13 protein-coding genes are annotated in these 21,491 nt (G+C 70.4%); 12 read left to right on the top strand and 1 reads right to left on the bottom strand.

The window, feature by feature from the left end; genetic code table 11:
* The first annotated feature begins 581 nt into the window (after positions 1 to 581).
* The 5 genes from gltB (at position 582) to NBX02_RS13920 (ending at position 10,160) form a co-directional block, all read left to right on the top strand.
* Positions 582 to 5,168 (top strand): glutamate synthase large subunit, encoded by a 4,587-nt coding sequence (gene gltB, locus NBX02_RS13940; protein ID WP_250284150.1) that lies wholly within the window; start codon positions 582 to 584, stop codon positions 5,166 to 5,168.
* 368 nt (positions 5,169 to 5,536) lie between these two features.
* Complete coding sequence (locus NBX02_RS13935; protein ID WP_250284153.1) at positions 5,537 to 6,979, top strand: glutamate synthase subunit beta; 1,443 nt, start codon at positions 5,537 to 5,539, stop codon at positions 6,977 to 6,979.
* A 275-nt stretch (positions 6,980 to 7,254) separates the two neighbouring features.
* Positions 7,255 to 8,517 (top strand): serine--tRNA ligase, encoded by a 1,263-nt coding sequence (gene serS, locus NBX02_RS13930; protein WP_250284155.1) that lies wholly within the window; start codon positions 7,255 to 7,257, stop codon positions 8,515 to 8,517.
* A gap of 282 nt (positions 8,518 to 8,799) precedes the next feature.
* Positions 8,800 to 9,018, top strand: a complete 219-nt coding sequence (locus tag NBX02_RS13925) for a DUF6343 family protein (protein ID WP_250284167.1) — start codon at positions 8,800 to 8,802, stop codon at positions 9,016 to 9,018.
* A gap of 437 nt (positions 9,019 to 9,455) precedes the next feature.
* Positions 9,456 to 10,160 (top strand): polysaccharide deacetylase family protein, encoded by a 705-nt coding sequence (locus NBX02_RS13920; RefSeq protein ID WP_250284169.1) that lies wholly within the window; start codon positions 9,456 to 9,458, stop codon positions 10,158 to 10,160.
* A gap of 163 nt (positions 10,161 to 10,323) precedes the next feature.
* Here the strand turns inward: NBX02_RS13920 and NBX02_RS13915 are convergent, their stop codons facing one another.
* On the bottom strand, positions 10,324 to 10,698 hold the full coding sequence (locus NBX02_RS13915; protein ID WP_445548424.1) for a PIN domain-containing protein: 375 nt from the start codon (positions 10,696 to 10,698) through the stop codon (positions 10,324 to 10,326).
* A gap of 364 nt (positions 10,699 to 11,062) precedes the next feature.
* On the opposite strand from NBX02_RS13915, the gene NBX02_RS13910 reads away from it, so the two are divergent.
* From NBX02_RS13910 to nifE, 7 genes are all read left to right on the top strand, one after another.
* Positions 11,063 to 12,949 carry a 2-oxoacid:acceptor oxidoreductase subunit alpha gene (locus tag NBX02_RS13910; protein ID WP_250284173.1) on the top strand — a complete coding sequence of 629 codons (1,887 nt, stop codon included), beginning with the start codon at positions 11,063 to 11,065 and terminating at the stop codon, positions 12,947 to 12,949.
* Positions 12,942 to 13,976: a 2-oxoacid:ferredoxin oxidoreductase subunit beta gene (locus tag NBX02_RS13905; RefSeq protein WP_250284175.1), complete on the top strand. Its 1,035-nt coding sequence runs from the start codon at positions 12,942 to 12,944 to the stop codon at positions 13,974 to 13,976. The genes NBX02_RS13910 and NBX02_RS13905 overlap by 8 nt, the downstream gene beginning before the upstream one ends.
* 692 nt (positions 13,977 to 14,668) lie before the next feature.
* Complete coding sequence (gene nifV, locus NBX02_RS13900) at positions 14,669 to 15,823, top strand: homocitrate synthase (protein WP_250291661.1); 1,155 nt, start codon at positions 14,669 to 14,671, stop codon at positions 15,821 to 15,823.
* 103 nt (positions 15,824 to 15,926) lie between these two features.
* Positions 15,927 to 16,799 (top strand): nitrogenase iron protein, encoded by an 873-nt coding sequence (nifH, locus tag NBX02_RS13895; RefSeq protein WP_250284178.1) that lies wholly within the window; start codon positions 15,927 to 15,929, stop codon positions 16,797 to 16,799.
* A gap of 33 nt (positions 16,800 to 16,832) precedes the next feature.
* Complete coding sequence (gene nifD / locus NBX02_RS13890) at positions 16,833 to 18,281, top strand: nitrogenase molybdenum-iron protein alpha chain (RefSeq protein WP_250291657.1); 1,449 nt, start codon at positions 16,833 to 16,835, stop codon at positions 18,279 to 18,281.
* A 113-nt stretch (positions 18,282 to 18,394) separates the two neighbouring features.
* Entirely contained in the window at positions 18,395 to 19,918 is a 1,524-nt protein-coding gene (nifK, locus tag NBX02_RS13885; RefSeq protein ID WP_250284182.1) for a nitrogenase molybdenum-iron protein subunit beta, read from the top strand.
* Between the two features lie 109 nt (positions 19,919 to 20,027).
* Positions 20,028 to 21,491: nitrogenase iron-molybdenum cofactor biosynthesis protein NifE (gene nifE, locus NBX02_RS13880; protein WP_250291655.1), on the top strand; the 1,464-nt coding region annotated here is incomplete at its 3' end.

Raw genomic sequence — 21,491 nt, 5'->3', positions numbered from 1 at the left:
GGCGGGGAGAGCGCGGTGGCCGAGAGCGGCGGCCCGGGCGGGGAGGCCTCCCCGGCGGCACGGCCCGACGGCGTGCCGCCGGGCGTGGAGCCCGCCGTCCGCGCGGCCGCCGAGCCGTCCAACCAGTCCTGACCGGCGGCGCCAGGCCGCGACGGCGAAAAACGGGGAAAACGGAAAAAAGGAGAGAACGGGGAGGTCAAAGAGGACGAGAGGACGGAGGGGAGCGCGGAGAAAGCGGAGAGTACGCGGAGCGAGGTGTCCGGCATCCGACAGCCGGTGGCTGACGGCGATCGCGGACAGCGCTGGGATGCGGCGCTGGAAACAGCGACGAAAGACGGCGGTGACGTTGGTGGACGCTCAGGGCGGCGTGCTCCGGGGCCGGCCGGCGGGTCTGGGGCCGCGGCGCCACCGCGTGCCCGGTTGGCCACATCCGCCGCCAGCCCGTTTGTGATCACGGCGGATCCGGTGCGCACGTGGCACACTCGTTAGTGCGCCCGGCCGGGACATTTCCTGTCGGCGGCGCGTCCGGACAGCGTCGTCCGCCTCTTGGAGATCCCCTGAAGACGGACAGGACCCGCCGGATGTCGATCGCACAAGGTTTGTACGACCCCACGTTCGAGCACGACGCCTGCGGGGTCGGCTTCGTCGTCGATGTCCGTGGGCGACGCAGTCACGAACTGGTCGAACAGGGCCTCACCGTGCTGCGCAACCTCGACCACCGGGGCGCGTCCGGCTCCGACCCGGACACCGGTGACGGCGCGGGCATCCTGTTGCAGGTCCCGGACGCGTTCCTGCGCGACGTCGTCGACTTCCCGCTGCCGCCGCCCGGCCAGTACGCGGTGGGCACCGCGTTCCTGCCGCAGATCGCCGGCGACCGGGACGACGCGGTCCGCGCGATCAGCCGGATCGTGCGCGCGGAGGGCCTGCGGGTCCTTGGCTGGCGCGAGGTTCCGGTGATCAGTCACATGGTCGGCCGGTCCGCCGCGGAGGTCGAGCCGTGGATGCGCCAGCTTTTCCTCGGCCTGCCCGCCACGGCCGGCGGCGGCCGCACGGTGGGTGTCACGGCCGGTGTCACAGCGGGTGACGGCGCCGGCGGCGGCGAGCCCTTCGACCTGATGGACCTGGAGCGCCGGGCGTTCCGTGTGCGCACCCGGGCCCACCGGGAGGCGGGGGTGTACTTCGCCTCCCTGTCCGCGCGCACCGTCGTCTACAAGGGGATGCTCACCACCCACCAGCTCTCCGCGTACTTCCCCGACCTCGACGACCCCCGGTTCGCCAGCGCCATCGCGCTGGTGCACAGCCGGTTCTCCACCAACACCTTCCCGAGCTGGCCGCTGGCGCACCCGTACCGGTTCGCCGCCCACAACGGTGAGATCAACACCGTGCGTGGCAACCGCAACTGGATGCACGCCCGGGAGGCGCTGCTCGCCAGTGACCTGATCCCGGGGGACCTGAACCGTCTGTTCCCCATCTGCTCGGACGGCGCCAGCGACTCGGCCAGCTTCGACGAGGTCCTGGAACTGCTCCACCTGGCCGGGCGCAGCCTGCCGCACGCCGTCCTGATGATGATCCCGGAGGCGTGGGAGAACCACGACGAGATGGATCCGGCCCGGCGGGCCTTCTACCAGTTCCATTCGGCGCTGATGGAGCCGTGGGACGGCCCGGCGTCGATCGCCTTCACCGACGGCACGGTCATCGGCGCGGTGCTCGACCGCAACGGGCTGCGCCCGTCCCGCTACTGGGTGACCGACGACGGCCTGGTCGTGATGGCCTCCGAGGTCGGCGTCCTCGACATTCCCGCGCACAAGGTGGTGCAGAAGGGCCGGCTGCAGCCGGGGAAGATGTTCCTGATCGACACCGCCCAGGGCCGGATCGTCGACGACGAGGAGATCAAGTCCGAGCTGGCCGCCGCCGCACCCTACGAGGAGTGGCTGCACGCCGGCCTGATCTCCCTGGACGACCTGCCCGAGCGCGAGCACGTCATCTACGGGCACGAGTCAGTGCGCCGCCGCCAGCAGGTCTTCGGCTACACCGAGGAGGAGCTGCGGGTCATCATCGCGCCGATGGCCCGCGCCGGCGCGGAGCCGATCGGGTCGATGGGCACCGACACCCCGGTGGCGGTGCTCTCGCAGCGCCCGCGGCTGCTGTTCGACTACTTCACCCAGCTCTTCGCGCAGGTCACCAACCCGCCGCTGGACGCGATCCGGGAGGAGATGGTCACCAGCCTGGCGCGCACGCTCGGCCCTGAGGGCAACCTGCTCGCGCCGTCGCCGGCGTCCTGCCGGCTGGTGCGCCTGCCGTACCCGGTCATCAGCAACGCCGAACTCGCCAAGATCGTCGGTATCAACGACGACGGTGACATGCCCGGGTTCGCCGCGGTGACCGTCCGTGGCCTCTACGACGTCGACGGCGGTGGGGCGGCGCTCACCGGCCGGCTGCGGGAGATCTGTCGCGGGGTCAGCGAGGCGATCGCCGACGGCGCCCGCGTCGTCGTGCTCTCCGACCGCGACTGCGACCGGCACAAGGCCCCGATCCCCTCCCTGCTGCTGACCGCCGCCGTCCACCATCATCTGATCCGGGAGAAGACCCGCACCAAGGTCGGCCTGATCGTCGAGTGCGGTGACGCCCGTGAGGTCCATCACATCGCGCTGCTGCTCGGCTACGGCGCGGCCGCGGTCAACCCGTACCTGGCCTTCGAGTCGATCGACAACATCCTCGACGCCGGCGAGCTGGACGGGATCACCCGGGAGCAGGCCCAGAAGAACCTCATCAAGGCGCTCGGCAAGGGCGTGCTGAAGGTCATGTCCAAGATGGGCGTGTCCACCGTGGCCGGCTACACCGGCGCGCAGCTGTTCGAGGCGATCGGCCTGTCCCAGCGGCTCGTCGAGACCTACTTCACCGGGACGCCGTCCCGGCTCGACGGGGTGGGCATCGACGTCCTCGCGGACGAGGTCGCCGCCCGCCATCACCGGGCGTACGCGGCGCTGCCCAGCGAGCTCGCCCACCGCGACCTCGACGCCGGCGGGGAGTACCAGTGGCGCCGCGAGGGCGAGGTGCACCTGTTCAACCCGGAGACGGTCTTCCTGCTCCAGCACGCCACCCGCAGCCGCCAGTACGAGGTCTTCAAGCAGTACACCGCCACCGTCGACGAGCTCTCCCGGCGCAACGCCACCCTGCGCGGCCTGTTCGAGCTGCGCGCGGGGCTGCGCCCGCCGGTGCCGATCGAGCAGGTCGAACCGGTCTCGGAGATCCTCCGGCGGTTCGCGACCGGGGCGATGTCCTACGGCTCGATCAGCGCCGAGGCGCACGAGACCCTCGCGATCGCGATGAACCGGATCGGCGGCAAGTCGAACACCGGCGAGGGCGGGGAGGACGCCAGGCGCTACGTCCCCGATGCCAACGGCGACCTGCGCCGCTCGTCGATCAAACAGGTCGCCAGCGGACGGTTCGGGGTGACCAGCGAGTACCTCGCCAACGCCGACGACATCCAGATCAAGATGGCGCAGGGCGCCAAGCCGGGTGAGGGCGGCCAGCTGCCCGCGCACAAGGTCTACCCGTGGATCGCGCGGACCCGGCACTCGACGGCAGGCGTGGGCCTGATCTCCCCGCCGCCGCACCACGACATCTACTCCATCGAGGACCTCGCCCAGCTCATCCACGACCTGAAGAACGCCAACACCCGGGCGCGGGTGCACGTCAAGCTCGTCGCCGAGGTCGGGGTGGGCACGGTCGCCGCCGGGGTGTCCAAGGCCCACGCCGACGTCGTGCTGATCTCCGGGCACGACGGCGGCACCGGCGCGTCCCCGCTGACGTCGCTGAAGCACGCCGGCGCCCCCTGGGAGCTCGGGCTCGCCGAGACCCAGCAGACCCTGCTGCTCAACGGCCTGCGCGACCGGATCGTCGTCCAGGTCGACGGCCAGATGAAGACCGGCCGGGACGTCGTCGTCGCCGCCCTGCTCGGCGCCGAGGAGTTCGGGTTCGCCACCGCCCCGCTGGTGGTGGCCGGCTGCGTGATGATGCGGGTCTGCCACCTCGACACCTGCCCGGTGGGGGTCGCGACCCAGAACCCGGCGCTGCGCGAGCGCTTCACCGGCCGGCCCGAGTTCGTCGAGGCGTTCTTCACCTTCATCGCGCAGGAGGTGCGCGAGTACCTCGCGGCGCTGGGCTTCCGCACCCTGCGGGAGGCCGTCGGGCACGTCGAGTTCCTCGACGCCCGCGCCGCCGTCGACCACTGGAAGGCGGCCGGCCTCGACCTCACCCCGCTGCTGCACAGCCCGGAGCGGCCGTTCGGCGGTGCCCTGCACTGCACGACCGCCCAGGACCACGGGCTGGACAAGGCACTGGACAACTCCCTGATCCAGCTCTGCGAGGACGCTCTTGAGGACGGCCGGCCGGTGTGGCTGGAGATGCCGATCCGCAACGTCAACCGGACGGTCGGCACCATGCTCGGCTACGAGGTGACCAGGCGGTACGGCGCGCGGGGCCTGCCCGACGACACGATCTCGCTGCGGTTCACCGGCTCGGCCGGGCAGAGCTTCGGCGCGTTCGTGCCGCGCGGGGTGACGCTCACCCTCGAGGGCGACACCAACGACTACGCGGGCAAGGGCCTCTCCGGCGGCCGGATCATCGTCTTCCCGCCGAAGGAGGCGCCGCTGCGCGCCGAGGAGAACATCGTCGCGGGCAACGTGCTGCTCTACGGCGCCACCGCCGGCGAGGCGTTCTTCCGCGGCATCGTCGGCGAGCGGTTCTGTGTCCGCAACTCGGGCGCGACCGCCGTCGTCGAGGGCGTCGGCGACCACGGCTGCGAGTACATGACCGGCGGCACCGTCGCCGTGCTCGGGCCCATCGGGCGCAACTTCGCCGCCGGGATGAGCGGCGGCGTCGCCTACCTGTACCGGCCGTCGCGGCGGCGGATCAACATCGAGATGGTCGACGTGGAGCCGCTGGACGACGACGACCGCGAGCTGCTGCACACACTGATCGCCCGGCACCGGCGGGAGACCGGCTCCACGGTCGCCGCCGGCCTGCTCGGCCGCTGGGAGGACGAGCAGGCCCGGTTCGTCAAGGTGATGCCGCGGGATTACAAGCGCGTGCTGGCGGCTATGAAGAAAGCGGAGGAGGACGGGCTGCCCGCCGATGATCTGATCATGGCGGTTGCCCGCGGCTGAGCCCGTCCGGGGCGCCGCTCGGCTCATCCGCGGCTGGGCGGCGTCCCGGCGGGTGATGCCCGCCGGGCGGGAGGTTCCCGGCGGCACCGCCCCCGCGCGGCACGTACCGGGCGTGTCCGATGTTCCCGATGCGTCCGGCGGCATACCGCGCTCTTCCCGGCGGTCCGCCCGATGAACCCGGCGCCGTCGACATGTCCGTGAAATCCTTGTAAAACACCCCCGCGAAAACCCGATGAAACACACACCCGAGAACCGCGTCGAGCACCGCCCCCGCGACGCCGCCCCCGCGACCCGCACCCCGCGGCCGGCGGCGCCCGGCGCACGGCACCCCGTCACCCGGCAGCACCCCACCACCCGACAGGAGCGGTATGGCTGACCCGACAGGATTCCTCAGGCACCACCGGGAGCAGCCGAAGCGCCGGCCCGTCGACGTACGCCTCACCGACTGGAAAGAGGTCTACGAGCCGTTCCCGGCCGGTTCCCTGCGGGACCAGGCCACCCGGTGCATGGACTGCGGCATCCCGTTCTGCCACAACGGCTGCCCCCTGGGGAACATCATCCCGGAGTGGAACGACCTGGTGCGCCGCGGCGACTGGCACGACGCGATCGAACGGCTGCACGCCACCAACAACTTCCCGGAGTTCACCGGACGGCTGTGCCCGGCGCCCTGCGAGGCCGCCTGCGTGCTGGGCATCTCCGACGATCCGGTGGCCATCAAACAGGTCGAGGTGTCGATCATCGACCGGGCGTGGGGCGACGGTGCGGTCCGCCCTGTGCTGCCGTCGACGCGCACCGACCAGCGGGTCGCCGTGGTCGGGTCGGGCCCGGCCGGGCTCGCCGCGGCCCAGCAGCTCACCCGCGCCGGCCACAACGTCGTCGTGTACGAGCGGGCCGACCGCATCGGTGGCCTGCTGCGCTACGGCATCCCCGAGTTCAAGATGGAAAAGCACGTCCTGGACCGCCGCCTCGCCCAGATGCGGGCCGAGGGGACGGTGTTCATGGCGTCCTGCGACGTCGGCGTCGACATCACCGGGGACGAGCTGCGCGCCTCCTACGACGCGGTCGTGCTCGCCGGCGGTTCGACGGTCGGCCGGGACCTGAACATCCCCGGCCGCGACCTCGACGGCATCCACCTCGCCATGGAGTACCTGGTGCCCTCGAACCGGGTCCAGCAGGGTGATCTCGCGGCGTCCCCGATCAGCGCGGCCGGCCGGCGGGTGGTCATCATCGGCGGTGGCGACACCGGCGCGGACTGCCTGGGCACCGCGCTGCGCCAGGGCGCCCGTTCCGTGCACCAGCTTGAGATCATGCCGCGGCCGCCGCGGTCGCGGCCGGCGGCCAACCCGTGGCCGACCTGGCCGGTGGTCTACCGGGTGTCCAGCGCGCACGAGGAGGGCGGCGAGCGCGTCTTCGCCGTCTCCACCGAGCGTTTCTTCGGGGACGACGCGGGGCGGGTCCGCTCGCTGCGCATGCACGAGGTCCGACTCGTCGACGGCCGTTTCGAGAAGGTGCCCGACAGCGACGTCGAGCTGCCCTGCGAGCTGGTGCTGCTGGCGATGGGTTTCACCGGGCCGCAGCGCACGGGTCTGCTCGAGCAGCTCGGGGTGGCTCTCGACGCCCGCGGCAACGTCGCCCGCGACGCCGGCTGGGCCACCTCGGTGCCGGCTGTGTTCGCCGCCGGGGACATGGGCCGCGGCCAGTCACTGATCGTGTGGGCGATCGCGGAGGGCCGGTCCGCCGCCGCCGCGGTCGACCGCTACCTGCGCGGGACCACCGATCTGCCCGAGCCGGTCACCCCCACCCGCAGATAGCCCCTGGACAGACCCGGATTTCCGCGGAGCGGGAATCCGGGATCCGGTTCCTGGTACGGGCCGCGGTACAGGCCGCGGCCCGTGTCTCCCACGTGGTGATCGACAGCGTGCCCTGGCGGGCGCTGTAGGCTTTTCGGCGACGTCACATATCCGTGGTGGTCCGTGCGAGGGCGCCGTAGGTGTCCGGCGGAGGGGGAGCCACCGGGCGCCGCAGGGCGCTCCGCTGACAGGGCAGGGCGCCTGTGGGGCGCCCCGCTGGAGGGCACAGGAGCCAGATGCTGGACAGGCGGTTCATCCGGGAGAATCCCGATGCCGTGCGCGAGGCCGCTCGCGTCAAGGGGGTCGACCTCGACGTCGACGGCATCCTGGCTCTCGACCGCAGCGTGCGATCGTTGCAGCACGCCCTGGACACGGCGCAGCGTGAGCGCCGGGAGCTCGCGGGTTCGTTCAAGAGCGCCGACGCGGTCGGCCGCGAGCGGCTGCGGGAGCGCTCCGCCGCCCTCGACGTCCAGCTGCGCGAAACCCGTGACGAGCTGGAGACCGCCGGCGAGCGGCTGCGGGACCTGCTGCTGCGCACCCCGAACATCCCGTGGGACGGCGCCCCGGTCGGCCCGGACGAGTCCGCGAACACCGTCATCCGGGTCTGGGGGGAGCGGCCGGCGTTCGACTTCACCCCGCTCGACCACGTCGAGCTGGCCGAGAAGCGCGGCTGGGCGGAGTTCGAACGGGCCCGCAACGTCTCGGGGGAGCGCGCCTACGCGCTGGCCGGGCAGCTCGTCCTGCTGGAGCGGGCGGTCCACTCCTACGCGCTGGACCTGCTCGCGCACAGGGACTTCCGGCTGGTCTCGGTGCCGTCGCTGGTGAAACGGGAGGCGCTGGTCGGCACCGGTTTCCTGCCCGGGCACGGCGAGGAGATCTACGAGCTGCCCGCCGACGAGCTGTTCCTCGCCGGCACCGCCGAGGTCGCGCTGGTCGGCCTGCACGCCGGCGGGATGCTCGCCCTGCGTGACCTGCCGCTGCGCTACGCCGGGATCTCGCCGTGCTTCCGCCGCGAGGTCGGCAGCGCCGGGCGGGACGTGCGCGGGCTGCTGCGGGTCCACCAGTTCGAGAAGGTCGAGCAGTTCGTCATCTGCGAGGCCGACGAGGCGCAGTCGGCCCGCTGGCACGCCGAGCTGCTGGACACGGCCGAGACCGTCCTGCAGTCCCTGGGCCTGGCCTACGAGGTGGTGGAGTGCGCCACCGGCGACATGGGCCTGGGCAAGTTCCGGATGAACGACATCAACACCTGGTTCCCGTCGCTGGAACGCTACCGGGAGACCCACAGCTGCTCGACGCTGCACGACTGGCAGGCGCGGCGGGCGAACATCCGCTACAAGGACGCCGAGGGGCGTGTCCGCTTCGCCCACACCCTGAACAACACGGCGGTGGCCACCCCGCGGCTGCTGGCCGCCATCCTGGAGAACTTCCAGACGGCGGACCACCACGTCCGCATCCCCAAGGTCCTGCGCCCCTACCTCGGCGACCGCGAACTGCTCTAGCCAGCCAGGCCGGCCGGGCCGGCTGGAGCCGGCGGACAGCTCCGGGGCCACCGGCCACCGGCGAAGATCAGCATAATTTTGTCGTGGTGTACGCCGATACGGCCAAAAAGCGTACAGAACGACAAAATTATGCCGATCATGGCCTGGCTGGGTGGTTGCGGAAGGGATCCGCACTGCCCGACCGGCGCTTCAGGCGTGTTCATCTGAGGACGTGGTGGGCACACTGCCGTACGTGAACGACGGGGATGCCGTGACGGCGGACGGGCCGGCGGGCGGGCCAGGGTGAACGGCGGTCCGGGCGGGTATCCTCCCGCCCGCAGCGCGCTGGGCCTGCGTTTCGCCCTCGCCATGTTCGGGCTGCTGTTCGCCACGGCCATGTGCGCCTATTTCGCGGTCCAGGACCGCCCGGTGCCCGCCGTACTGCTCGGCCTGGTCGCCCTGACCGCCGTGATCGACCTGTTCGTCATCGTCCGCCGCGTCCGCCACGAGCACCGCTGGTGAACGTGCTCCGCTGGTGAACGCGCCCCGCTGCCCGCCCGCATCCCCCTGCCTCTCCGGTCGCCGACACGCCGAGCCGTAGGTGGAAACCGTCACCAGGGCGGCTGAAACCACCTACTCTTCCAGTGCGTGTAGGTGGAAAAGGCTGTCGGGACGACCGGAATCACCTACGCCTTCCTCCTGAAGGGAGCGGGTTGTTCCTGAACCGTCGTGGTCTCCTGGTGACAGCGGCGAGCAGTGCCCTCGCCGGCTGCGCCATTCCGCCGCACGGATCGATTACCCGGCCCGGATCCGGGCCGGGTGGCACGTCGGACTCGCGCTCACTGCCGACCGGTCACCGTCCGCCGGCGGACGGTGCCGCGTCGCCAGCCGGCGGGCCGACGACGGGCCAGGCTCCGGTCGATCAGGCTCCGGTCGATCAGGCCCCGGTAACCGACGGGGTGGCCCGTGACGGTGTGATCGCCCGTTACCGTGATGTTCAGGCCTCCGCGTGGGGTATCGATGTTCCCGGCGTCACGACGGTCCTGCCCACCGCCGACAGGGTGATCGCGCTGACCTTCGACGCGTGCGGTGGCCCGCACGGCAGCGGCTACGACCACGCGCTGGTGGCATTTCTGCGTGCGCACGGGATGCCGGCCACGCTGTTCCTCAACTCCCGCTGGATCGATGCCAACATCCGGGTCTTCCACGAGCTCGCCGCCGACCCGCTGTTCGCAATAGGGAATCACGGGACATCCCACCGCCCGCTGTCGGTGTGCGGCCGGTCAGCGTATGGGATAAAGGGCACGGATGATGCCGCCGGGGTGTTCGACGAGGTCACCGGGAACCGGGACAGGCTCGCCGCGCTCCTCGGCCACCCGCCGCGGTTCTTCCGGGCGGGCACCGCCCACTGCGACGATGTCGCCGTCCGGATCGTCGCCGACCTCGGCGAGCGTGTCGTCAACTTCGACGTCAACGGCGACGCCGGAGCGACCTTCACCCCCGGCCAGGTCGAGCGGGCCGTGCTCGGCGCGAAACCCGGATCGATCGTCATCGCCCACATGAACCATCCCGCCGGCGGGACCGCCGCGGGAATGGCGGCCGCGCTGCCCAGACTGATCGACACCGGTTTCCGGTTCGTCCGTCTTTCCGAGTACGTCTGGTAAATGCCGGCCGACGGCGGCACCCCGCGCTGTCATCATGATCGTCGGACCGGATGTCACCCATGCTGCTGACGGCCGGTTCGTCGTGGGCGGAGGAGGCCGGGCCGTACCACGGACTGTACGGGCGTACGGGTATTGAACCTGAGCAGGCTCCTGGCCAGGGCTGTCACGCGCCGGGGCTGGCGGTGGGGAGCCCGGCTCCGGCGGCGATCGCGAGCAGGCGTTTGTCATAGGTGACGAACGCCTCCAGCCGGGCGCCGGGCTGGTCGGTCAGCACCGTGGCGGTGGCCAGATGGATGGCGTCCAGGGAACGAAGTTGTGGATCATCGTAGGCGGCCGCGACGGCTCGGACCGTGGCGTCGATCTCCAGCCGGTACAGCCGGGCGAGGGTGACGGGCAGCCTGCCCAGGGCCTGCGGGGCGCAGCGGCGTAGCGCGCGGGACGCCTCGACCTCGACCAGGACCGACGACACCAGTGGCAAGGCACGGTGGGTGTCCAGCCAGTCCAGAAGGTCGGCGGTGAAGGGCGGGTCGGCGGCCAGGTAGCCACGTGGAAGACGTGGGAAGCCGCCGCGGGCGGACCGGCCCCGGGCGGTGGGCCGGTTGCCGGGATGATGTGAACCTTCGTCGGAAAGAAACAGACCGGTTGTCCCCGGTGCCGGGGAAACGTATTTCGGTCATTATTTCCCGAAAGTCCCGGGGCGGTGGCCGCGGGCGGGGGTCGCGATTGTTTTCCCGCACGTCCGCCCATATATGTGACGGCGTTGTTGTCGAAATGCCGTGACCGATACCGCGCTGGTCGCGAGACTGCGATTTGACACCGCGAAACACGCTGGAAGCAATGCCTCCGTATAAGAAGGACGGGCAGGCCTGACGGCCCACTCTACCCACGGTCGGACCGTGGGTATGCCCCTCGCCGACCGTCGGTCATTGAGGAGGTCCACGTACGTGGCCAAGCAAATCCAGCATCTCGACCGGGTGGCAATCCGGTTCGCCGGTGACTCCGGCGACGGCATGCAGCTCACCGGCGACCGTTTCGCCTCCGAGACGGCCATCCTGGGAAACGACCTGTCCACCCTTCCCAACTACCCCGCCGAGATCAGGGCCCCATCGGGCTCGTTGCACGGTGTGTCCAGCTTCCAGGTACATTTCGCCGCCCATGACGTCCTCACCCCCGGGGACTCGCCGGACGTCCTGGTGGCGATGAACCCGGCCGCGCTGCGCGCCAATCTCGCCGACCTGCCGCCCAACGCGGAGATCATCGTCAACACCGACGAGTTCACTCCCCGCAACCTGGAGAAGGTCGGTTATACAAGCAACCCGCTGGAGAACGACTCGCTCGACGGGTTCATCGTCCACCGGGTGCCGCTGACGTCGGCGACGATCGCCGCTCTCGCCGACTTCGAGGTCTCCAAGAAGGACGCCGAGCGGGCGAAGAACATGTTCGCGCTCGGCCTGCTGTCCTGGATGTACAGCCGGCCCACCGAGGGCACGGTGGAGTTCCTCAGGCAGAAGTTCGCCAAGAAGCCGAAGATCGCCGCCGCGAACGTGGCCGCCTTCCAGGCCGGCTGGAACTACGGCGAGACCACCGAGGACTTCGCCGTCCGCTACGAGGTCAAGCCGGCGAACCTCGAGCCCGGCACCTACCGCAGCGTCAACGGCAACTCCGCGCTCGCCTACGGCCTGGTCGCCGCCGGCCTGCGCGCCCACCTGCCGGTCTTCCTCGGCGCCTACCCGATCACCCCGGCCTCGGAGATCCTGCACGAGCTGTCCGGGTACAAGCGCTACGGAGTGACCACCTTCCAGGCCGAGGACGAGATCGCCGCGGTGGGCTCGGCGCTCGGCGCCTCCTACGGCGGCGCGCTCGGGGTCACCTCGACCTCCGGCCCGGGGCTCGCGCTGAAGACCGAGACCCTCGGGCTCGCGGTGATGCTGGAGCTGCCGCTGGTCATCGTGGACGTGCAGCGCGCCGGCCCGTCGACCGGCCTGCCGACCAAGACCGAGCAGTCCGACCTGAACATCGCCCTGTTCGGCCGGCACGGTGAGGCACCGCTGGCGGTGATCGCGGCCCGCTCGCCGGCGGACTGTTTCTACGCGGCGCTGGAGGCGGCGCGCATCGCGCTGACCTACCGGATGCCGGTCATCCTGCTCTCGGACGGCTACCTGGCCAACGGCTCCGAGCCGTGGCTGCTGCCGGACCCGGCGGACCTGCCCGACCTGCGGGTGGAGTTCGCCACCGAGCCCAACGGGCCGGACGGGAAGTTCCTGCCCTACCTGCACGACCCGCACACGCTGGCCCGCCCGTGGGCGGTGCCGGGCACGCCCGGTCTGGAGCACCGCGTCGGTGGTCTGGAGAAGGCCGACGGCACCGGCGCGGTCTCCTACGTGCCGGCCGACCACGACCTGATGATGCGGCTGCGCGCCGCCCGGGTCGAGGCCATCGACGTGCCCGACCTGGAGGTCGAGGACCCCACCGGGGACGCCCGGGTGCTGGTGCTCGGCTGGGGCTCCACCTACGGACCAGTCGGCGCGGCCTGTCGCAAGCTGCGGGAACGCGGGGTGGCAATCGCCCAGGCGCACCTGCGGCACATCTCGCCGCTGCCGCGCAACGTCGGCACGGTGCTCGCCGGCTACGACCGCGTCGTCATCCCGGAGATGAACCTCGGGCAGCTCGCCCACGTGATACGCGACCGCTACCTGGTCGACGCCGTGTCCTACAACAAGGTCAACGGCCAGCCGTTCACCTCGGCGGAGCTGGAGACGGTCCTGGAGGAGGTCGTGCGCAATGACTGAGGTCCCGCTCAAGCTCACCGCCAAGGACTTCCGGTCGGACCAGGAGGTCCGCTGGTGCCCGGGATGCGGTGACTTCGCGATCCTGTCGGCGATCCAGTCGTTCATGCCGGAGCTGGGCATCCCCCGGGAGCAGATCACCTTCGTCTCCGGGATCGGGTGTTCCTCCCGTTTCCCGTACTACCTCAACACCTACGGGATGCACTCGATCCACGGCCGGGCGCCGGCGATCGCCAGCGGTCTCGCGATCAGCCGCCCGGACCTGTCGGTGTGGGTGGTCAGCGGTGACGGCGACGCGCTGTCCATCGGCGGTAACCACCTGATCCACGCGCTGCGCCGCAACGTCAACATCAAGATCCTGATGTTCAACAACCGGATCTACGGGCTGACCAAGGGCCAGTGCTCGCCGACCTCGGAGTTCGGCAAGGTCACCAAGTCGACGCCGGTCGGCTCCCGGGACACCCCGTTCAACCCGATCGCGGTGGCGCTCGGCGCCGAGGCGTCGTTCGTGGCCCGCACGATCGACTCCGACCGCAAGCACCTGCACTCGGTGCTGCGGGCCGCCGCCGCGCACCAGGGCAGCGCGTTCATCGAGATCTACCAGAACTGCGCCATCTTCAACGACGGCGCGTTCGACGTGCTGAAGGACCCCGCCAGCCGCGACTCGGTGCTCGTCCGTCTCGAGCACGGCAAGCCGATCACCTTCGGCGCCTCGGGGGAGAAGTGCGTGGTGCGCGAGCCGCGCGGCTTCGGCCTGGAGGTCGCCGACACCGCCAGCGTCCCGCGCAGCGAGATCATCGTGCACGACGAGACGGTGCCCGGGCCGGCGTACGCGTTCACCCTGTCCCGGCTGTCCGACCAGGACCTCAGCAACACCCCGGTCGGGGTGTTCCGCCGGGTGGCCCGGCCCGCCTACGAGTCGCTGGTCCAGGAGCAGAACGCCGCCGCCCGCACGGGCGTCGCGGATGCCACGCCCGACGACCTGCTCGCCGAGCTGCTGCACACGGGCAACACCTGGACGATCCGCTGAGCTCCTGACCCACCGGGCCGCCGTCCCACCGGCGTTCCCCGGCCGGCCGTGCCCAATGGGCGCGGGCGACCGGGGAACGCCTTTGTTGTTTTCTGCCGGGCAGCTGTTGTTTTCTGCTGGGCAGCCGCTGTTCCCTGCCGGGCATCGCCGCCGGTCCGGGCCGCGGCGGCCGCCCGGACCCACGGGCCGGAATTTCCGGGTCATCCGAACAATGGGCCGGGCAATAGGTCACCGGTGTCGGAACGTTCGTCCCGGAAGTCGCCGAACACCGTATTCGGCAACGGATTCGGGAGGTAAAAAACTGGTACGGCACGCTGTCGGAGCCGGTCGTCGAAAACTGTTGGCGGGCAGGTTGCCGGCTGGCCGGAACCCAGGTGGTGGCCGGCGTCCGCACCATTGGTCCCAGGCATTTCGGCCACCTGGCCCAGGCTTCTTCTGCTATTCGTCCCGGAATCGCGGACCGGGCGTAAAAGTAACTGGGAAGATACGGCGCTTAAAGCGCCCGAAACAACGGTCAGCGACATTTCTAATCGCGACACCTCAACGGTGAGGATCGCGGGACCGCCCGCCGGCGGATCGCGGGCCGCAAAGCGCGGATCCGGCATCGGGCAGCTGGCCGGCACCGGCCCGGCACAGCGCCTCTTCCCTGTTCGGTGCGACTGACGGAGGGCACGCATGATGTGGAGCACGACATCGTGATCGGGTTCTGTGACACCACGCTGCGCGACGGTGAGCAGGCCCCGGGCGTCGCCTTCACCGCCGAGGAGAAGCTCGCCATCGCGGCCGCTCTCGACCGCGTGGGGGTACAGCAGATCGAGGCGGGCGTGCCGGCCATGGGGCCGTCCGAACGCGAGGCCATCCGCCGTGTCGCGGCGGCGGGCCTGCGGGCGGAGGTCATCGCCTGGTGCCGGGCCGTGCGGTCCGACATCGACGCGGCGGTGGCCTGCGGGGTGCGGCGGGCCCACATCAGCATCCCCGTGTCCGACCTGCACCTGCGGTACAAGCTCGGCCGTGACCGGGCGTGGGCGCGCGGCCGGATCCTCGGCTGCGTCGCGTACGCCCTCGACCGTGGGCTGCTGGTCGGGGTCGGGTTCGAGGACGCCTCGCGGGCGGACGACGGCTTCGTCGCCGACCTCGCCGGCGAGCTGTCCCGGGCCGGTGCCGACCGTCTGCGCTGGGCCGACACCGTCGGGATCCTCGAGCCCGCCAGGGCGTACGAACGGCTGTCCGCCCTGGTGGTGGCCGCCTCGGCGGCGCCGGCCATCTGGGAGATCCACGCCCATGACGACTTCGGGCTGGCCACCGCCAACACGCTCGCGGCGGTCCGGGCCGGTTTCGGGTCCGTCAGCACGACGGTCGCCGGGCTCGGGGAGCGGGCCGGCAACGCCGCCTTCGAGGAGGTGGCGATGGCGCTGCGCCATCTTCTCGGGTACCGGGTCGATCTGGACACCACGGCGCTGCGCGCGCTGGCCGAGCTGGTCTCGGGCGCGGCACGCCGGCCGGTACCCACCGGGAAGGCGATCGTCGGGGAGTCTGCGTTCGTCCACGAGTCCGGTATCCACGTGGACGGCGTGCTGAAGGCTCCGAGGGTCTACGAGCCCTTCGACCCCGCGGAGGTCGGCGCGCGGCGCCGGCTGGTCGTGGGCAAGCACGCGGGGCGGGCGTCGCTGCGCCACGCCCTGCGGGAGTACGGGATCGACGCCGACGAGGGCGTGCTCGGATCCGTCCTGGACGGCCTGCGGTCGCACGTCACGGCGCTCAAGCGGCCGTTGCGCTCCGGGGAGGTCCGTGACCTCTACGAGCTCGCGGCGGCCAGCCTGGCCGCCGGCGCCGGCGCCGGTTCCTGAACGAATACAGCACGGAAATCCCGGACGGACAGCAGTCCGGTGAACCAACACCGGTTCTTCCACAGTGACGCACGCCCAAGCGTGCGGTGAGGAGCACACACCAATGAGGCAGCTCGCGTTCTACGGTAAGGGTGGTATTGGTAAGTCCACCACTCAGCAGAACACGATGGCCGCACTGGCTGAGCGGGGCAACCGGGTCATGATCGTCGGTTGTGACCCGAAAGCGGACTCGACCCGTCTGATCCTGCACTCCAAGGCCCAGCACACCGTCATCGAGAAGGCGGCCGAGAAGGGCTCGGTGGAGGACCTCGAGCTCGAGGAGGTCCTGCTCGAGGGCGCGTGGAACATCCGGTGTGTCGAGTCGGGCGGCCCGGAGCCGGGTGTCGGCTGTGCCGGCCGAGGCGTCATCACCGCCATCACCTTCCTGGAGGAGAACGGCGCCTACGAGGACCTCGACTTCGTCACCTACGACGTCCTCGGTGACGTCGTCTGCGGTGGGTTCGCCATGCCGATCCGCCAGGGCAAGGCCCAGGAGATCTACATCGTCACCTCCGGTGAGATGATGGCCATGTACGCGGCGAACAACATCGCCCGAGGCATCCTCAAGTACGCCCACACCGGTGGCGTCCGCCTCGGTGGGCTGATCTGCAACAGCCGTCAGACCGACCGTGAGGACGAGCTCATCATGGAGCTCGCGCGGCGCCTGAACACCCAGATGATCCACTTCGTCCCGCGTGACAACATCGTCCAGCACGCCGAGCTGCGCCGGATGACGGTCATCGAGTACTCGCCCGAGGCGAACCAGGCCAACGAGTACCGCGAGCTCGCGCGCAAGATCGAAGAGAACGACATGAAGACCATCCCCACCCCGATCAGCATGGACGAGCTCGAGGAGCTCCTGATCGACTTCGGGATCATGGAGCAGGAGGACGAGTCGATCGTCGGTCAGAAGGCCGCCTCCGCCGTCGGCGCCTGACCGCTCGTCCCCGTACACCCAGAAAGGTCTGTCATGACTCCGCCCGTGACGTCTGCCGAGACGCAGGCGATGATCGATGATGTCCTCTCGGCCTACCCGCCCAAGGTCGAGAAGGACCGCCAGAAGCACGTCAAGCCCAACGACCCGGGCGGGGCGAAGGAATGTGAGGTCAAGAGCAACGTCAAGTCCCGTCCCGGGATCATGACGCTGCGTGGCTGCGCCTACGCCGGCTCCAAGGGTGTGGTGTGGGGCCCGATCAAGGACCTCATCTCCATCAGCCACGGCCCGGTCGGCTGCGGCCAGTACACCTGGGGCACCCGGCGCAACTACGCCAACGGGCAGCTCGGCATCGACAACTTCACCGTCATGCAGATCACCAGCGACTTCCAGGAGAAGGACATCGTCTTCGGTGGCGACAAGAAGCTCGCCGCCATCCTGGACGAGCTGGTGGAGGTCTTCCCGCTGGTCAAGGGCGTCTCCATCCAGTCCGAGTGCCCGATCGGCCTGATCGGTGACGACATCGACGCGGTCTCCACCGCGGCGACGAAGCGGCTGAACATGCCGGTCGTCCCGGTCAAGTGCGAGGGGTTCCGCGGGATCAGCCAGTCGCTGGGCCACCACATCGCCAACGACGCGATCCGCGACCACGTGCTGGGCACCCGGGAGATCGCCGAGCAGACCCCGTACGACATCACGCTGCTCGGTGACTACAACATCGGTGGCGACGCCTGGGCCTCCCGGAAGATCCTCGAGGACATGGGCCTGCGGGTCATCGCCCAGTGGTCCGGCGACGGCACCGTCAACGAGATGGCCACCGCCCACCTGGCCAAGCTCAACGTGCTGCACTGCTACCGCTCCATGAACTACATCGCCACCACGATGGAGGAGCGGTACGGCACCCCGTGGACCGAGTTCAACTTCTTCGGCCCCACGAAGATCGTCGAGTCGATGCGGAAGATCGCCGAGTTCTTCGACGACACCATCAAGGAGAAGACCGAGGCCGCCATCGCGCGGTACCAGCCCTTCTTCGACAAGGTGCGGGAGACCTACCGGCACCGGCTCGAGGGCAAGACCGTGATGCTCGCCGTCGGCGGCCTGCGCCCGCGGCACACCGTCGGTGCCTACGAGGACCTCGGCATGGAGGTCATCGGGACCGGCTACGAGTTCGCCCACAAGGACGACTACACCCGTAGCTACCCCGAGCTCAAGCAGGGCATCGTGGTCTACGACGACCCGACCGCCTACGAGATGGAGGAGTTCACCCGCCGTCTCAAGCCGGACCTGGTCGGCGCCGGCATCAAGGAGAAGTACGTCTCGCACAAGATGCGGACGCCGTTCCGTCAGATGCACTCCTGGGACTACTCCGGTCCGTACCACGGTGTCGAGGGCTTCGCGATTTTCGCCCGGGACATGGACAGCGCTGTGAACAGCCCGTCGTGGAACCTGTTCGACGCGCCGTGGGCGAATTCCAAGAAGAGCTGATTTCCCTGCGGAAGACGTGTCTTTCGCCCGTGGCTTCCCGCGAAGGGCACGTCTTCCGCTCGTAATTCCCCGCGGAAGACGTGTTCTTTCGCCCGTGAACCGGAGGATCGCTGGTGTCCACCAACCCAGACGCACTTGTGGTGCGAGACCACAACACACTGTTCAAGGGCCCCGAGTACCAGGAGCAGCGCGAGCGCAAGAAGCAGTTCGAGGCCGGCTCCTCGCCGGCGGAGGTCGACCGGGTCGCCGAGTGGACCCGGTCGTGGGAGTACCGGGAGAAGAACTTCGCCCGGAAGGACCTCACGATCAACCCGCTGAAGGCGTGCCAGCCGCTGGGCGCCGTGCTCGCGGCCCTCGGCTTCGCCGGGACCCTGCCGCTGGTGCACGGCTCGCAGGGGTGCACCTCGTACTTCCGCGGCCACCTCGCCCGGCACTTCAAGGAGCCGGTGCCGACGGTCTCCTCGTCGATGACCGAGGACTCGGCGGTCTTCGGCGGCCTGAGCAACCTCATCGAGGCCCTCGGCACCGCCGTGCACGTGTACAAGCCGGACATGGTGGCGGTGTCGACCACCTGTATGGCCGAGGTGATCGGCGACGACCTGCAGAACTTCATCGCCAACGCCCGCACCAAGGGCGCGATCTCCGAGACCATCCCTGTCCCGTACGCCCACACCCCGAGCTTCGTCGGCTCGCACGTGCTCGGCTACGACAACATGCTGCGCGGCATCCTGTCGTACCTGACCGAGGGCAAGAAGGGCGCGTCCAACGGCACGGTCAACATCGTGCCGGGCTTCGACCCCTACGTCGGCAACATCCGGGAGCTCAAGCGGCTGCTGAGCCTGCTGGGTGTCAAGCACGCTGTGCTCGGCGACCACAGCGACAGCCTCGACTCCCCGGCGACCGGCGAGTACCACATGTACCCGGGCGGGACCCCGCTCGCCGTCGCCGCCGACTCGATCAACGCCATCGCCACCGTCTTCCTGCAGCCCTTCGGCTCCAAGCGGACCAGGGAGACCGTGGACGGCTGGGCCGGCGAGACGGTGACGGTCAACCCGCCGATCGGCATCGGCAGCACCGACGCCTTCATCACCGAGATCGCCCGGGTGGCCGGGGTCGCGGTACCGGACGAGATCACCGCGGAGCGCGGGCGGCTGCTCGACGCCCTGACCGACTCGCACGCCTACGTGCACGGCAAGCGGGTCGCGATCGCCGGTGACCCCGACTTCGTCACCGGGATGCTCGGCTTCCTGCTGGAGCTGGGCATGGAGCCGGTCCACGTGCTGGCCACCAACGGTGACGAGACCTGGGCCAACCAGACCCGGGAGCTGCTGGCCGCCAGCCCGTTCGGCCGGCAGGCGACCGTCTGGCCGGGCAAGGACGGCTGGCACCTGCGGTCGCTCGTGCTCACCGAGCCGGTCGACCTCATCGTCGGCGCGACCCACCTCAAGCACCTCGCCCGCGAGGCGGACGTGCCGCTGTTCCGGGCCGGTTTCCCGATCTTCGACCGGCACCACCTGCACCGCTTCCCGATCTACGGCTATGCCGGCGGCCTGGCGCTGCTGACCCAGCTGGTCAACCTGTTCCTCGACGAGCTGGACCGCAACGCGCCCGACCACAGCTTCGACATCGTCCGCTGACCGGCACCGTCCGCTGACCGGCAGTATCCGCTGACCGGCAGCGGGTGCTGACCGACACCATCCGCTGACCGGCACAGCGTGCTGACCGACATCGTCCGCTGAGGGGAAAATGGCTGCCCTGACGAAGATCGACGCCGCGGTACTCTTCGACGAACCGGCGTGTGACCACAACCGTGCCAAGGATCCCAAAGCCCGCAAGACGGGCTGCTCCCGGCCGAAGCCGGGCGGCACCGCCGGCGGCTGCGCGTTCGACGGCGCGATGATCACTCTGGTTCCGATAGCCGACGTCGCCCACGTGGTGCACGGCCCGATCGCCTGTGCCGGCAACTCGTGGGACGGCCGGGGCAGCCTCTCCTCAGGCCCGACGCTCTACCGCCGGGGCTTCGCCACCGACCTCGGCGAGCAGGACGTGGTCTTCGGCGGCGAGCAGCGCCTCTACGACACCATCGTCGAGGCCGCGCGCCGCCACCGCCCGCCCGCGGTCTTCGTGTACGCCACCTGCGTCACCGCGATGATCGGCGACGACGTCGACGCGGTGTGCGCGGCGGCGGCGGACGCGACCGGCGTCCCGGTGGTCCCGGTGCACTCGCCGGGATTCGCCGGCAGCAAGAACTTCGGCAACCGGCTCGCCGGCCAGGCCCTGCTCGACCACGTCATCGGCACGGTGGAACCGGCGTTCGCCACGCCGTACGACGTGAACCTGGTCGGCGAGTACAACATCGCCGGCGAGCTGTGGGACGTCACCCCGCTGCTGGCGAAGCTCGGCATCCGGGTGCTGGCGAGCATCAGCGGGGACGGCCGCTACGCCGACGTCGCCGCCGCCCACCGCGCGAAGGCGACGATGGTCGTCTGCTCGCGGGCGCTGCTCTCGCTGGCCCGCGGGCTGGAGGACCGCTACGGCATCCCCTGGTTCGAGGGCAGCTTCTACGGCGTCCGGGCGATGCGCGACACCCTGCGCGGCTTCGCCCGCGTCCTCGGCGGCAAGGAGCTCTCCTGGCGGGCGGAGGAGCTCATCGCCACCGAGGAGGCCGCCCTGGCGACGGCGCTCGCCCCCTACCGGGAGCGGCTGGCCGGCGCCCGGGCGGTGCTCTACACCGGCGGGGTGAAGAGCTGGTCGCTGGTGGCGGCGCTGCAGGACCTCGGGGTGGAGGTCGTCGCCTCCGGGGCCACCAAGAGCACCGAGGACGACGTCGACAAGATCACCGAACTGCTCGGTGCGGACGGGATCGTCATCCGCAACGGCACGCCCGCCGAACTGCTGCGGGTGGTCGCCGACACCCAGGCCGACATCCTGATCGCCGGTGGCCGCAACCAGTACACCGCGCTCAAGGGCAGGCTGCCCTTCCTCGACGTCAACCAGGAACGCCACCACGCCTTCGCCGGCTATCCCGGCATGATCGAACTTGCCCGGCGGCTGGACCTGGCGCTGTCCAGCCCGGTCTGGGAGCAGGTCCGGGCGGACGCCCCCTGGGACGAGCCGGATCCCGCCGGCCGGGCCGGCGCGCCGGGCCCGGCCGGCCCGGCGGGGCCAAGGGCCGGTGCCACCGCCGGTGCTACCGCCGGTGCCGTGGCC

The organism is Protofrankia sp. CiP1_Cm_nod1 (assembly GCF_920888515.1).
In the GTDB taxonomy this organism is placed as follows: Bacteria; Actinomycetota; Actinomycetes; order Frankiales; family Frankiaceae; genus Protofrankia.
The sequence above is the reverse complement of the archived record's forward strand: the minus strand, read 5'-3'. Positions and strand labels throughout refer to the sequence as shown.

Excerpts from the sequence above, each read along its gene's own strand:
- gltB (WP_250284150.1), top strand. The coding sequence starts at position 582 with ATGTCGATCGCACAAGGTTTGTACGACCCCACGTTCGAGCACGACGCC.
- NBX02_RS13935 (WP_250284153.1), top strand. The coding sequence starts at position 5,537 with ATGGCTGACCCGACAGGATTCCTCAGGCACCACCGGGAGCAGCCGAAG.
- serS (WP_250284155.1), top strand. The coding sequence starts at position 7,255 with ATGCTGGACAGGCGGTTCATCCGGGAGAATCCCGATGCCGTGCGCGAG.
- NBX02_RS13910 (WP_250284173.1), top strand. The coding sequence starts at position 11,063 with ATGCCCCTCGCCGACCGTCGGTCATTGAGGAGGTCCACGTACGTGGCC.
- NBX02_RS13905 (WP_250284175.1), top strand. The coding sequence starts at position 12,942 with ATGACTGAGGTCCCGCTCAAGCTCACCGCCAAGGACTTCCGGTCGGAC.
- nifH (WP_250284178.1), top strand. The coding sequence starts at position 15,927 with ATGAGGCAGCTCGCGTTCTACGGTAAGGGTGGTATTGGTAAGTCCACC.
- nifD (WP_250291657.1), top strand. The coding sequence starts at position 16,833 with ATGACTCCGCCCGTGACGTCTGCCGAGACGCAGGCGATGATCGATGAT.